This window comes from Mesorhizobium sp. CNPSo 4670 (assembly GCF_057784235.1).
This window is the reverse complement of record NZ_JBWJFQ010000001.1, coordinates 638,224-650,831: the sequence shown is the minus strand read 5'-3', so window position 1 is coordinate 650,831 and position 12,608 is coordinate 638,224. Positions and strand designations below refer to the sequence as shown.

Here is a 12,608-nt window from a genome sequence, read left to right as displayed (position 1 = left end):
GCGGACGCCCACTTGGGCGCCGCAACGGTGGCCAATGCGAAACTTGCACGATATCTAATATAAGCGCACAGTAAAAATGTTTTTTGGGGAGGGGGACGGCTCATCTGCAAATCGGGAGGAAACCATGAACACCATGAGCCTCACCACGCTTGAACGCGGCAAAACGACAATCGACGCCGCTGCCTTGGAAGCATTTTCGGCACAATTGCGCGGCACAGTGCTGAGCGAAGGCGATGCCGCTTACGACGAAGCACGGACTGTCTGGAATGCCACGGTCGACCGACGGCCTGGGCTGATCGTGTGCTGCGTGGGCGCTTCCGACGTCATCAGTGCCGTGAATTTCGCCAGGGAGAACAGACTTCTCGTCTCCGTGCGCGGCGGCGGCCACAACATTGCCGGAAGTGCGGTCTGCGATGGTGGCCTGGTGATTGATCTGTCGTTGATGAAGTCGGTGCGGGTCGATGTAGCTGCGCGGCGGGCATGGGTCGGGCCTGGCGCGACGCTTGCCGATGTCGACAAGGAAACGCAGGCCTTCGGCCTGGTGGTGCCGACCGGCATCAACTCGACCACCGGCATATCCGGCCTGACACTGGGTGGCGGCTTCGGCTGGATAACCCGCAAATTCGGCCTGACCATCGACAATCTTGCCTCCGCAGATGTGGTCACCGCCGACGGCAAACTGCTCCGGGCCAGCCAGACCGAAAATCCGGACTTGTTCTGGGCGCTGCGAGGCGGCGGCGGCAATTTCGGCGTCGTCACGGCATTCGAGTTCCAGCTCCATGAGCTTGGACCGCAGGTGCTTGCGGGGCTTGTCGTCCATCCCTTCGCCGATGCCGAAAAGGTGCTGCAGGAGTATCGCAAGGCGCTCGAAACCGCTCCTGACGAGTTGACCTGCTGGGTGGTCATGCGGCAGGCGCCGCCGCTGCCCTTCCTGCCGGCCGAATGGCATGGCAAGGAGGTGCTGGTTCTGGCCATGTGCTATTGCGGCGACATCGACGCAGGCGAAAAGGCGACGCATAAGCTTCGAGCCATCGGCACGCCGATTGCCGATGTCGTCGGCCCCAGCCCGTTCACCGGCTGGCAGCAAGCATTCGACCCGCTACTTGCGCCCGGCGCCCGCAACTACTGGAAGAGCCATGACTTCACGGAGTTTTCCGAGGACGCGGCTGCGGTCGTCACGGGGGCAATAGCCAAGCTGCCGGGACCCGAATGCGAGATATTTGTCGGCCATGTCGGCGGCGCGGCAGGTCGCGTCAAGGCGGATGCAACGGCGTTTCCGCAGCGCAGTTCGCATTTCGTCATGAACGTTCACGCCCGCTGGCGCGAACCGGCGATGGACAAGGCTTGCACCGACTGGGCTCGTGCTATCTACGAGGCCGCCAAACCTTATGCGGCCGGCACCGTCTATGTGAACTTCATGCCGGAGGACGAGGTTGACCGGGTCGAAGCGGCCTATGGCGGCAACCATCGGCGGCTTCTGGAAATCAAGCAGCGCTACGACCCACTGAACCTGTTCCGCATGAACCAGAATTTGCGCCCGAAAGAAAGCCTGCGAGCCGCTTGAGGCGATCGCAGATCGCTTTGACGTCGAGCCAGACGCTGACCTGCCAGTTCGAGGCACACCGTTTCGAACTGGCGTTCGTCGACATAAGCGAGATCTCAAAGGCCGGCGGCGGCATCCACTGCAGGGCCCAGGCCCTGGAGCGCGAGCCGGCCGGAGGAGACTGTTTGGAAATTCTACCCTGGCGGCCATCTGATGGCGTTTTCTGCGCTTCCGTTGCTCACGGACCAAATGTCCGCTGCGCTACGGTTCTCGAAACCACCACCATATGACTCGCCAGAGCGAATTTCGAAACAGTCCCTAACGCGGCTCGCGCCTCTGCAACAAACCCCGGCACTGTGTCTTCGCCGCCCTTGTGAGAACTGGAGAAATGGAGGAATAGTCTCCCACGGTGGATCGCCCTGAAATTGCCGGTTTGCGGTCTTCAGGTCGCGTTGTCGCCGAGCCGGATTCCGAATGGCCAGTCCTGAACCGCACAAGAGAAGAGGTCCGATCGCCGCCCGGCTGCTGGCGCTCGATGCATGGCTCGATTCCTCGCTCTACGAGATCGGTTTCAAGGCGCGCCAGTTCTGGGAAGCCGCGACGATCTTCTCGCGGCGCTTCCGCGTCAACGGCTGGCGCCGCGGCGTCATCGAACTGTTGAGCGAAGGTTTTACGCTGGGCGCCGGTGGCTTAGTGGTGATGCTGGCGCTGGCCGTTCCGGCATTCCAGGATACGGCTGGCGACTGGCGCGCGCAGGGCGACTTCGCCGTCACCTTCCTTGACCGTTACGGCAACGAGATCGGCCAGCGCGGCATCATCCAGCGCGATTCGGTGCCGGTCGACGAGATGCCCGATCACGTCATCAAGGCGGTGCTCGCCACCGAGGATCGCCGCTTCTTCGATCATTACGGCATCGACGTGCTTGGCCTTTCACGCGCCATCTTCGAGAATGTGCGGGCGAACTCCGTGGTCCAGGGCGGCTCGAGCATCACCCAGCAGCTGGCCAAGAACCTGTTCCTCACCAACGAGCGCACCCTGGAGCGCAAGATCAAGGAAGCCTTCCTGTCGCTGTGGCTCGAGGCCAATCTGTCGAAGAAGGAAATCCTGCAGCTCTACCTCGACCGCGCCTATATGGGCGGCGGCACGTTCGGCATCGAGGCGGCCGCCGACTTCTATTTCGGCAAGGGCGTCAAGGACCTGAACCTCGCCGAAGCGGCGATGCTGGCCGGCCTGTTCAAGGCGCCGACGAAATATGCGCCGCACATCAATCTGCCGGCGGCGCGCGCGCGCGCCAATGTGGTGCTGTCCAACCTTGTCGATTCCGGTTTCATGACCGAGGGTCAGGTGCTGCAGGCAAGGCTGCACCCTGCCGATGTCGTCGATCGCGGCGAACAGAAAAGCCCGGATTATTACCTCGACTGGGCGTTCGACGAGGTCAAGAAGATCGCCAAGCCAGGCCAGCACTCGCTGGTGGCCCACACCACCTTCGACGCCAACATCCAGAAGGCGGCGGAAGAATCGGTGGAGTTCCACCTGCGCCAGTTCGGCAAGGAGTATAACGTCACCGAGGGCGCTGTCGTCGTCATCGAGACCAACGGCGCCGTCAGAGCCATCGTCGGTGGCCGCGACTATGGCGCCAGCCAGTTCAACCGTGCCACCAAGGCGCTGCGCCAGACCGGCTCGTCGTTCAAGCCCTATGTCTATGCAACGGCGATGGAGCACGGCTTCACGCCCGACTCCATCATTTCCGGCGGCCCGATCAGCTGGGGCACCTGGTCACCGCACAATTACAGCGGCGAATCGGCCGGCCGGATCACGCTGATCATGGCGATGGCCAAGTCGATCAACACCGTGCCGGTGCGACTGGCCAAGGACTATCTCGGCATCCCGCCAATCAAGGCAATGGCCGAGGCGATGGGCGTGGAATCGCCGCTCGAATCACACAAGACGATGGTGCTCGGCACCTCGGGCATGACCGTGATGGATCAGGCGACGGGCTACAGCGTGTTCGCCCAGAACGGCTTCGTCGGCTCCCGGCACGGCATCACGCAGCTCGTCACCCGCACCGGCGAGGTGGTCTACGATTTCGCCAAGGATGCGCCGCCGCCCCACCGGGTGTTGTCCGAGCAGGCGCTCAAATCCATGAACACCATGCTGGCGGCGGTGCCGGTGATGGGCACGGCGCGCCGCGCGCAAATTCCCAACATCGTCGTTGCCGGCAAGACCGGCACGACGCAATCCTACCGCGACGCCTGGTTTGTCGGCTTCACCGGCAACTACACGGCGGCCGTGTGGCTGGGTAACGACGATTTCACGCCGACCAAGAACATGACAGGTGGCTCGCTGCCGGCGATGGTTTGGCAGCGTCTCATGGTCTATGCCCATCAAAACATCGACCTCAAGCCGATCCCCGGCATCGACAAGCCTTTTGTCGATGAAGAGATCGCGGCCAAGGCCGGGGAAGCGCAGAAGAAGAGCGACGATCAGGCGGCAGCCGATGCCGCGGCCGAACGGCCGCCGGTGTTGTCCAGCCGGACCACGCAGACGTTGAGGGACATGACCAAGCAGTTCCAGTCAGCGCCGGCCATCGCCGCGCCTCAACCGCCGGAAAAGCTGTCGGCCCTGTGATTCTTTCCGACTGAGTGGATCTTTGCGACTGGCTTGGGCGGGCAAATCCATCGGCCCGCTTGCCACGGGACCCCACGCCGCGATATCCCCGAGCGGCAACTCTTCGTGTTCCCGGCCCTTCATGCTCAAGAATGCACTCCTGACGCTGCTTTCGCTTGTCATAGCCATCGGCGGCGGTGGCGGCAGCGTTTGGTATGCGCTGAAAGCCCAGGACGGTGTCGGCGCCATCCGGATCGGCCAATGGACGGCCTTTCCCGATATCGGCACGCCAGCCGCCGACCCCTATTCGAAGGCCCGCGTGGCGCGCGAGGGCGTGCTTGCGCTTGGTCGGGCCGAAGGGCTGTCCTTCGTCGCCGAGCGCGACGCTGGCGGCGGCGAACTCAAGCGCGAATGCACCTACAAGATCGAGGGTGGATTTCCGACGGCACGGTTCTGGACACTTTATGCCGCCGATCAGTCGCTCGGCGTGGTCGAAACCGGCAAATCACGGCTTGCGGCGCTGCAATCCTACGGGGTGGTACGACAACCCGACAATTCGGTCATCATTTCCGCCAGCGATCACCCGATGCCTGGCAACTGGCTGCTGACAGGCGGCTTCGGCAGGATGTATTTCGTGCTGACATTCTACGACACGCCGATCGCCAGCAGCACCGGCCTGTCGGACGTTTCGCTGCCGCGGATCCTGAGGGTCGGCTGCAATGCGTAGCTCTTACGCGGCGATGCGCAAGCTTCTGCATTCTGTCCTGCTCGGCCTGGTCGGCGCCGGCATCGTGCACATCGTCGTGCTGCTTCTGGTGCCTGAATTTTCCGAACGCGACGCCTGGTCGCGGCTGTCCATGGCCTCGGACCTCTACAGGATGACCCGTCTCGATGCGGAGGCCGGTGGCGCGCCAGTGGTCAAATCCGTCGACCCGTTGTTTTACGCGACGGCGTGCCGGTTCGATCTGGGCGAAGGAGTGGTTCGCATCAAGGCGCCGGGACATGTGCCGTTCTGGTCGGTGTCGGTCTATGACCGCAGCGGCCACAACATCTATTCCTTCAACGACCACACCGCCAACGACGGCGTGCTGGATGCCGTCGTGCTGACACCGGCGCAGATGATCGACGTACGCAAGGACCTTCCCGAGGACCTTCAGGGAGCAATCTTTGTCGAGGCACCGATCGAGGAAGGCATCTTCGTCATCCGCACTTTCGTGCCCGATGACAGCTGGAAGCCAATCGTATCAAGCTTCCTCGAAAAGAGTTCCTGCGAGTTGCAGGACTTCTAGTGGTGAGGAGCCGGCTTCGTCCCTGGCGATCCCGGCTTGTCGGGATCGACTGGCCGCACTTCGCCGGCATGCGACCGCTCGTAGCGGATGCCGGGGAAGATGATCACTGCCGCCGGAATTTCGGCGGGTTGCTTTGTCCGATTGCTTGGTGCCGTACGCGGCACGAAAGACAGTACCATGCCCATGATTCGCGCATTCCTCTCGGTTTTCCCGGAGCACAACGCAACGCCTCCAAATATCATTAAGGACGGCAGAGGGTTAACGGAGCGCTAACGGATCGTCGCTAACTTGATCTTTGTCTCGAGGTCAGGGCGTTCTGACCCGCGGCAAACGCGAGACCGACATAGTCCCGGTCGAGCGTGGTCGAGTTTGTGTCGAGTGCGGGCGTATCCTTCGTGTCATCTTCGGACTTCAGGCAAATCGCGATACGGACGGACTCGGGCAAAGCTGAAAGGCTGTTCCGCGCCGCGGTGTCGGCGTTCTGCTCGCTCACCCGCCCGTCACGCCGCGAGATCGGTCAGCTCGAAGACCTGACGCTGCCGCTGTTCGACAATGTGTCCGTCGAATCACGCCGTTACGTGGCAGCCGCTCTTTCCGAATGCGAATATGCCCCCGCCGCATTGGTGCGCCGCCTGTGCGAGGAGCCGGTCGACATTGCCGCGCCGTTGCTCATCCGCTCACGCGCGGTCAGCGACATCGACCTCATCGCGCTGATCGGGCGGCACGGCCTGCCGCATGCACGCGCCATTGCGCGCCGCAAGGACTTGAACCCGACCATCGCCGATCTGATCAGGGCGCTCGAAAGGCCAACCCTGGTACGGGTGCGAGAGCCGGACGCGAAGGCCACGGCAGCGGACGGAGCCACGCCGGTGGCGGACAGAGCCGCGACGGCCGCAGCGGACAAGATTCCATTGGCAAGCACGGATGCCGTCTCGGAAGAGCCCGCCAGAGAACGGGCGGCCGGCATTGCCGCTGAAAACGCACGGCGCAGGCTGCGCACCATGATGCGCACCGGCGACGAAGCCGCGGCGGCCGATCCGTTCACGGGCGCCGACACGTATGTCAAACTGCGCGAGACGGCGCTGACTGGGAACGCGGCGTTCTTCCAGACCGCGCTCGCCGACGCGCTCGATATCGATTTCTCGATCGCGCGATCGCTCACCGGCAACCAGAACTATGCCTCGCTGCTGGCAGCACTGCGCTCGCTGGACCTCAGCGAGGACCGGGCATTCCTGATTACGGTTGCGGTCTATCCCAGCCAATTCCCGCACCCGCAGGCCATCCGCGCCTTCCTCGACCGCTACCGCCTGCTGCATCGCGATGCGGCCCAGGACAAGGTGCGGCTCTGGAAAGCCGAGACCCTTTCGAGAGCGGTTCGCGATGCGGCACCGGCAAACAGCGATAGCCGCACGGGATCGAACAGCGACGATGCGGCGGCTTCGTCCGGCCTCAGGGCATCTTCACGGAAATAAGCTCCTCGACGGAGACGGCGCCTGCCTCGATCTCGACCACCCAGATGTCGGGATCGAATTTCTTTTCCCGTTCCAGCCGTGCTTCGAGCACGGCAGCATCATCGCCGGCACCGAGAAGGCTGAAGAAGCGATCGTCGGGCTTCGCCGAATCGTAGCTTGTCTGCGGTGCCGGCCCGAACAGGGCAATGTCTCCCAACCTGCCGCGCGCCAGCACGAAGACAGCGCCGGCTTCGGTTGCGCCGCGCTTGACCACGGCGGCAAATCCACCGGCGCCGAAAACCCGGCGCAACAGGGCCGAGACCCACAGATCCGATGTAACGCGCATGAGGGAGCTCCAGAAAGCGTACGGGCTATCTATCGATATTTCCGCCGCTCCGCGAGCCGTGTTTCAGCCCCTCAGTTGGTCAGGCCGATCTCGCGCATCTTGACGTAAACGAGCTCATCGGGCTCGCCGGTCTGCGGCAGCCCGAACAGCGACTGGAATTCCTTGATCGCAGCCTTGGTGCGCGTGCCGACGACACCGTCGAGCTGCATGTCGTCATTGCCGAATGCCTTGAGCCCGGCCTGGATCTTGACGATGCGGGCATCGGGAGCCTGCATCTGATCGGCATTCGCCTGCCCAGAATTCGTCTGCAGCGATACCGGAACGGCGGCAGGCATATCCGGGCGCGGCTGCGGTCTCGGTATGACGGCCGCTGTTTTCGGCGTCGCGCCCAATTGGTCCAGCAGAAGCGCGTCGATCTCGCCGGACGCATTGAGCCCGACCTTCTGCTGATAGGCCTGGATGGCCTTGCGCGTGTTGGGCCCGGAAATGCCATCGACCGTTCCGGAGTAGAAATCGAGATCCTTCAGTATGCCCTGTACCTGCTCGACCACCGGATCGCCCTTGATCGGTGCCGGCGCGCCGGATGGCCGCACGATGTTGAACGTCGTCTCCGGTTCGTCGGACGCCGTGTGCGGAAAGCCTTGCATGCTGCGGGTCGCGAAGAACGCGCCGGCATGCGGGAAAGGCTGGTACCACAAGGCATTGGCGGAAACGTAGAAGAGCGTCACCAGGAATGCCGTCGACCCGCCCACCAGGACGGGATTGCGCGAGATCATGCCGCCAACCGCGACCGCGCCGTCCTGAAAGGCGTTGCTGCGGCGCTTGACCGCCTTAGGCCGTTTTGCGGAGCGAGCCATTTCTGTCCCCTTTCGCCATGGCCACCGGCATCGTCAGCACTCCGGCCTTCTCCGCCTGATGTCCCTTCGGTCCGTTCACCGGCAGGCTGATGGTCACCGTGGTGCCCTCGCCCGGCATGCTCTCGATGGACATCGTGCCTTCGTGCAGCGCCACCAGGCCCTTGACCAGCGAAAGGCCGAGCCCGGTCCCCTCGAACCGGCGGGTATAGTCGTTCTGGATCTGCATGAAGGGCTTGCCGAGATTGGCAAAATCCTCCTCGGCAATGCCGATGCCTGTGTCCCTGACCCAGAAGTGCAGGCGCGAACCAATCCGCTTGGCGCCGACGACCACATCGCCACCATCGGGGGTGAACTTGATCGCATTGGAGACAAGGTTGATGAGCATCTGCTGCACGGCACGCCGGTCGGCATTGATGTCGCCCGCGTCCGGCGCGATCTGCGTCTGCAAATCGATGTTCTTCGCCTGCGCTTGCAGCCGCAGCATGGACTGGCACATGTCGACCGCTTCCGCGAACCGGAACGGCTCCGGTTCGGTCGCATAGACGCCCGACTCGATCCTGGACACGTCGAGTATCGAAGTCACGACGGCAAGCAGATGCTGGCCCGAATCCCTCACCAGGCCGACATATTCCTTCTGGCGCGGATCCCTGAAGGCGCCGAACATCTCGTGCAGCAGCATGTCGGAGAAACCGATGATGGCATTCAACGGCGTGCGCAGTTCGTGGCTGACCACCGCCAGGAAGCGTCCCTTGGCGACTTCGGCCGAGGCCGCCGCCTCATTGGCCGCCGCGAGATTTTCGCGCAGCCGGGCAATGTCGTCATTCTCGCGCAGGACAAGCGTGAAGACGTCGCCCTGTTCTTCACCCCGCACCAGATCAAGCGCGAACGGCCGGTAATTGTCGACCGCCTGGCCATTGCCGTTCTGAGGCAGCCTGATGCGCAATTCGAGCCGGCGCGACAGCGCGCCATCGCGCATGTCGGCCAAGGCGCTGAGATAGGAGACGCGATCCGACAGATGGACCCGATCGAAGAAGCCGTTCCCGGACAGCAGCTCGGGCGGCAGCTTCAAAAGCGTGCGGGCCTTTGCCGATGCGTCCAGAACCTCGCCATGGCGGGCGACACGCAAGACCACCGCATCGATGATGTCTTCAAGACGGTCGGCCGTGTCGGCGACATCGGCCGCACCGGTCTTGTCTTGAAACGCCGACGCGCGCGGGATCAATGTGAGCGCCCAGGCCAACGGCACCAGCCAGTGCCACGGGGCAATCTGTGCTCCGGCGATCGGCAACAGAATTCCTGCCAGAGGCTGCGCCAGGATGGCCACAGCGGCGGACACGGCTCCCCACAATGCCGCACGCCGCGAGGCGCCGATCCACCAGGCTTCGAACGGCAGCGCCACAACCAGCATGGCGACGGGAGAGCTCAGCCCGCCGGCGGCGGCGATGAGACCGCTGAGCGCAATGCCGGCCATCGCCAGGGCGACCTGAGCAGCGATGGCCATCTTGCCGGTCGCCGCCACCAGCAGGGCGACGAACCAGCACAGACCAAAGGCCGCGAAGATGGCGGCCACTGTGACGGCGGCGCCCATGCCCGACGTGACCAGCGTGACCGCGGCACCGGCGGCAAAAAAAGGAGCCGCCAGCATGACGCCGATGAAGCGGCGCTGGCGCTCGCGGTCGTTCGGCCCAAGGATGCACGGGTGCACCATACGTTCGCAACCAGCCGCCATCGCGCCAGGCAATTCAACGTATCTGGCCTTGATCGAACTCAACTCAACGCACCCGTACTCGTCGTGGACAGCTCTGCTTTTGCAGATTGTTTTGGTTGACTCCGAAACTCGCATCCAGCGTTTAAGGAATGGATAAGGCAGCGCCGACCAAGACCCGGCCTGCGGCAAATATTGGGATGCGGGCGGCCGAAAGCCCCGGCAAATGCAGCCATAGTAAACGGAGAGTTATCCGGTGCCGGCGTGCATGGGGTGCGCCCGGACTTCCGAGATTCACGAAAAACGCATTCAAGACAGATAGATAGATGGTTATCCGGCGTTTAGGAAAATCGTTCGGATTTGAAACAAACTGATTGCACAATGGTTCGTTTCGGATTTGCCTAAAATTTGCGGAAAATTCTCGGCGAACCTGCAAGCCGTCCTTTGCGCCTGTGTGCCACCATCCTGCCTACAAAAGAGGTCATGCCATATGGATGCATGATCCGGGTCACGACGAGAGGCAAGGGAATGGTCTTCCTGATAAGAATGGCTTTCTGGTTCTCGCTGGTGCTGCTGGCGCTGCCATTGGCTGTCGGTCCTGATGAATCGGGCCGCGAGAGCGTCGGGCCGATCCAGGCCCTGTTTGCGGCGCGTGAAGCGGTTGGCGACATCGCCGGCATTTGCGAACGCAAACCCGACGTCTGCGAAACCGGCAAGTCGGCCATGCACACCATCACCGCCCGCGCCAAGGAGACCGCCAAGATCGCGGCAGCGATGCTGGATGACAAGTCCACCGCGGGCCCAGACACGTCGACGATGACCGGCAGCGTGCCAGAGGAAATCGTCTTGCCCCAAACGGTCAATTTGCCAGTCAACCTACCGGTCCAGAATTAAGCCGTCTCGACGGCGCACCGCGGGCTGTCTGCCCTCTCGACGCCCGCGGTGTCCTTGTTTTTTCCGTGACGTGGCGCCGCCGCGTGACTATATCCGAACTATGACGACGACGATCCAGACGATCCGCGACGACTTCTCGTTCCTCGAGGAATGGGAAGACCGCTATCGTTATGTCATCGACCTCGGCGAGGCGCTGCCGCCATTTCCGGACGATGAGCGCAACGCCGCCAACAAGGTGCCGGGCTGCGTCAGCCAGGTCTGGCTCACCACCGAACGCGGACCGGGAGCCGATCCGGTTATCTCCTTCACCGGCGATTCGGACGCCCATATCGTGCGTGGGCTGGTCGCGATCATGCTGGCGCTGTTTTCAGGCAGGACCGCCAGCGAGATCCAGAGGACCGACGCGGAAGCAACATTGAAAGAGCTCGGCCTCGACGAACATCTGTCGCCCCAGCGCGCCAACGGCCTTCGCTCCATGGTCAAGCGCATCAAGCGCGACGCCGAGGCGGCGCTGAAGCAGACCGCCTGACAGCTCGCAGAGCGCAATTCCGGACGGAAAACCGTTTCACACTTTCCTGGAATTGGTCCAATCGATCGCGCGCTTCCGCCTGCAAAATCAAACGGCGCCAGAAGGCGCCGTTGATGTCGATCCGATCTGGCGAGCAGCGATTACCGCGCCTTGCGCTTGCGGCCGAGACCCATCTTCTTGGCAAGCTGTGACCGCGCTGCGGCATAGTTGGGTGCAACCATCGGATAGGTCGGGTCGAGGTTCCACTTTTCGCGGTACTGATCCGGCGTCAGGTCGTAGTGGGTCATCAGATGACGCTTCAGCGACTTGAACTTCTTGCCGTCTTCAAGGCAAACGATGTAGTCGTCATGAACCGAGCGCTTCGGGTTGACTGCCGGCTTTTGCTTGTCGGCAGGCGGCTGTTCGGCAGTTCCACCCACGCGCCCGAGCGCGGCATGGACATCCGATATCAGGTTCGGCAATTCGCCAACCGGCACGGGATTGTTGCTGACATAGGCGGCCACCACATCGGCGGTCAATTCGATCAGCGCGTCGCTGTTTCTGGAAGGTGTTTCGACAATATCCATGGTCATCAGGCCCCAACAAGAGTTACGTCAGTGTGCGCCCTTTTTTTCAGGCAGGGCATCGCGCGAATTTTATGCAGGTAGAGCTTCTGCGATTCGTGTCGCGTGCACATCAATGACCCTGCTGACCAAGTAAGTCAATTCGGTTTTTGCGCTATATTGAACAATGTTGATCAATTGTTCCCGGATTAGCTTCAACCTTTCGTGCATTTTGTAATTTTTCGATATTTCGCCCGCCAACCAGCAACCGCTGACGCAACGTCAGTTCGTCGTTACATTCGCGATAACTCACAAAGCAGGTTTCATTGCTTGATTTTGCTTGGCAATCGCACGGGCAAGCTTGGTCGCCCATACCTGTCCACAAAACCACAGGTTGCCGCATGTCCTGCGCAAGCAACCAGGCGACACGCCGGTCATGTGAGCTGGCTTGGATCAGTCGCCGCCAGGTCGGTCAATGCGGCGTGATGTATTTGCCATAGGCCCAGCCAGTGACGAAGTTGCCGTTCTGGGCAGGGTCATGCCAGACTTCGCACCAGCGATAGCGAACCGTCTGTTCCTGCTTCCACGCCGGCTGATTGGCGATGTCGAGCAGGTTTATCCCCCCGGTGCATCGTCCGGTCATCTGCAGAACAGTTCCGTTCGGATAGGCCGCCTGTTTCTGGGATGTGCCCGAGGGGTATTTGCGCACATTGAGCGTGTCACCGAACGGCACGTTGGCCACTTGCCAAGCCGCGAATACGGTCGCATGAGACTGGCCTGTAGAAGCCAGAGTCAACGAAGCAACGGCGAAAACCGCAGCGATCCTAGAATAAATATCCATCATC

General features: G+C 62.3%; 13 protein-coding genes. 7 read left to right on the top strand and 6 right to left on the bottom strand.

What is annotated here, in order from left to right:
* Positions 1–124: 124 nt before the first annotated feature.
* The 4 genes from AC0ZT5_RS02935 to AC0ZT5_RS02920 all read left to right on the top strand — a co-directional run bounded on the left by AC0ZT5_RS02935 (position 125) and on the right by AC0ZT5_RS02920 (position 5,439).
* A complete protein-coding gene (locus AC0ZT5_RS02935; protein ID WP_488495187.1) occupies positions 125–1,564 on the top strand; it encodes an FAD-binding oxidoreductase in 1,440 nt (479 codons plus the stop codon).
* A gap of 453 nt (positions 1,565–2,017) precedes the next feature.
* Positions 2,018–4,171 (top strand): transglycosylase domain-containing protein, encoded by a 2,154-nt coding sequence (locus tag AC0ZT5_RS02930; RefSeq protein WP_488495186.1) that lies wholly within the window; start codon positions 2,018–2,020, stop codon positions 4,169–4,171.
* A 121-nt stretch (positions 4,172–4,292) separates the two neighbouring features.
* Entirely contained in the window at positions 4,293–4,877 is a 585-nt protein-coding gene (locus tag AC0ZT5_RS02925; RefSeq protein WP_488495185.1) for a DUF1214 domain-containing protein, read from the top strand.
* Positions 4,870–5,439 carry a DUF1254 domain-containing protein gene (locus tag AC0ZT5_RS02920; RefSeq protein ID WP_488495184.1) on the top strand — a complete coding sequence of 190 codons (570 nt, stop codon included), beginning with the start codon at positions 4,870–4,872 and terminating at the stop codon, positions 5,437–5,439. Before AC0ZT5_RS02925 ends, AC0ZT5_RS02920 begins: the two co-directional genes overlap by 8 nt.
* On the opposite strand, the gene AC0ZT5_RS02915 is transcribed toward AC0ZT5_RS02920, so the two are convergent.
* On the bottom strand, positions 5,436–5,624 hold the full coding sequence (locus tag AC0ZT5_RS02915) for a hypothetical protein (protein WP_488495183.1): 189 nt from the start codon (positions 5,622–5,624) through the stop codon (positions 5,436–5,438). The genes AC0ZT5_RS02920 and AC0ZT5_RS02915 overlap by 4 nt on opposite strands.
* Positions 5,625–5,834: 210 nt before the next feature.
* Here AC0ZT5_RS02915 and AC0ZT5_RS02910 point away from each other — a divergent pair, with 210 nt between their 5' ends.
* Positions 5,835–6,911, top strand: coding sequence for a hypothetical protein (locus tag AC0ZT5_RS02910; protein WP_488495182.1), 1,077 nt, complete (start codon positions 5,835–5,837; stop codon positions 6,909–6,911).
* Here AC0ZT5_RS02910 and AC0ZT5_RS02905 read toward each other — a convergent pair.
* The 3 genes from AC0ZT5_RS02905 to AC0ZT5_RS02895 all read right to left on the bottom strand — a co-directional run bounded on the left by AC0ZT5_RS02905 (position 6,889) and on the right by AC0ZT5_RS02895 (position 9,801).
* Positions 6,889–7,236: a DUF1491 family protein gene (locus AC0ZT5_RS02905; protein ID WP_488495181.1), complete on the bottom strand. Its 348-nt coding sequence runs from the start codon at positions 7,234–7,236 to the stop codon at positions 6,889–6,891. The genes AC0ZT5_RS02910 and AC0ZT5_RS02905 overlap by 23 nt on opposite strands.
* Before the next feature lie 71 nt (positions 7,237–7,307).
* Positions 7,308–8,093, bottom strand: coding sequence for a peptidoglycan-binding domain-containing protein (locus AC0ZT5_RS02900; protein WP_488495180.1), 786 nt, complete (start codon positions 8,091–8,093; stop codon positions 7,308–7,310).
* On the bottom strand, positions 8,068–9,801 hold the full coding sequence (locus AC0ZT5_RS02895) for a sensor histidine kinase (RefSeq protein ID WP_488495179.1): 1,734 nt from the start codon (positions 9,799–9,801) through the stop codon (positions 8,068–8,070). Before AC0ZT5_RS02895 ends, AC0ZT5_RS02900 begins: the two co-directional genes overlap by 26 nt.
* Before the next feature lie 525 nt (positions 9,802–10,326).
* On the opposite strand from AC0ZT5_RS02895, the gene AC0ZT5_RS02890 reads away from it, so the two are divergent.
* On the top strand, positions 10,327–10,692 hold the full coding sequence (locus tag AC0ZT5_RS02890; RefSeq protein ID WP_477283412.1) for a DUF5330 domain-containing protein: 366 nt from the start codon (positions 10,327–10,329) through the stop codon (positions 10,690–10,692).
* Between the two features lie 100 nt (positions 10,693–10,792).
* The gene (locus AC0ZT5_RS02885; RefSeq protein WP_488495178.1) at positions 10,793–11,221 is read left to right on the top strand and encodes a SufE family protein; all 429 of its coding nucleotides are present in this window, start codon (positions 10,793–10,795) and stop codon (positions 11,219–11,221) included.
* 140 nt (positions 11,222–11,361) lie between these two features.
* Here AC0ZT5_RS02885 and AC0ZT5_RS02880 read toward each other — a convergent pair whose 3' ends face one another.
* Together AC0ZT5_RS02880 and AC0ZT5_RS02875 are read right to left on the bottom strand one after the other, a co-directional pair.
* Positions 11,362–11,787, bottom strand: coding sequence for a Ros/MucR family transcriptional regulator (locus AC0ZT5_RS02880; RefSeq protein WP_013532660.1), 426 nt, complete (start codon positions 11,785–11,787; stop codon positions 11,362–11,364).
* A gap of 448 nt (positions 11,788–12,235) precedes the next feature.
* On the bottom strand, positions 12,236–12,604 hold the full coding sequence (locus AC0ZT5_RS02875; RefSeq protein ID WP_488495279.1) for an SH3 domain-containing protein: 369 nt from the start codon (positions 12,602–12,604) through the stop codon (positions 12,236–12,238).
* Between the last annotated feature and the right edge of the window lie 4 nt (positions 12,605–12,608).

Coding starts and splice junctions, on each gene's coding strand:
- AC0ZT5_RS02935 (WP_488495187.1), top strand. CDS start 125: ATGAACACCATGAGCCTCACCACGCTTGAACGCGGCAAAACGACAATC.
- AC0ZT5_RS02930 (WP_488495186.1), top strand. CDS start 2,018: ATGGCCAGTCCTGAACCGCACAAGAGAAGAGGTCCGATCGCCGCCCGG.
- AC0ZT5_RS02925 (WP_488495185.1), top strand. CDS start 4,293: ATGCTCAAGAATGCACTCCTGACGCTGCTTTCGCTTGTCATAGCCATC.
- AC0ZT5_RS02920 (WP_488495184.1), top strand. CDS start 4,870: ATGCGTAGCTCTTACGCGGCGATGCGCAAGCTTCTGCATTCTGTCCTG.
- AC0ZT5_RS02915 (WP_488495183.1), bottom strand. CDS start 5,624: ATGGGCATGGTACTGTCTTTCGTGCCGCGTACGGCACCAAGCAATCGG.
- AC0ZT5_RS02905 (WP_488495181.1), bottom strand. CDS start 7,236: ATGCGCGTTACATCGGATCTGTGGGTCTCGGCCCTGTTGCGCCGGGTT.
- AC0ZT5_RS02900 (WP_488495180.1), bottom strand. CDS start 8,093: ATGGCTCGCTCCGCAAAACGGCCTAAGGCGGTCAAGCGCCGCAGCAAC.
- AC0ZT5_RS02895 (WP_488495179.1), bottom strand. CDS start 9,801: ATGGTGCACCCGTGCATCCTTGGGCCGAACGACCGCGAGCGCCAGCGC.
- AC0ZT5_RS02890 (WP_477283412.1), top strand. CDS start 10,327: ATGGTCTTCCTGATAAGAATGGCTTTCTGGTTCTCGCTGGTGCTGCTG.
- AC0ZT5_RS02885 (WP_488495178.1), top strand. CDS start 10,793: ATGACGACGACGATCCAGACGATCCGCGACGACTTCTCGTTCCTCGAG.
- AC0ZT5_RS02880 (WP_013532660.1), bottom strand. CDS start 11,787: ATGGATATTGTCGAAACACCTTCCAGAAACAGCGACGCGCTGATCGAA.
- AC0ZT5_RS02875 (WP_488495279.1), bottom strand. CDS start 12,604: ATGGATATTTATTCTAGGATCGCTGCGGTTTTCGCCGTTGCTTCGTTG.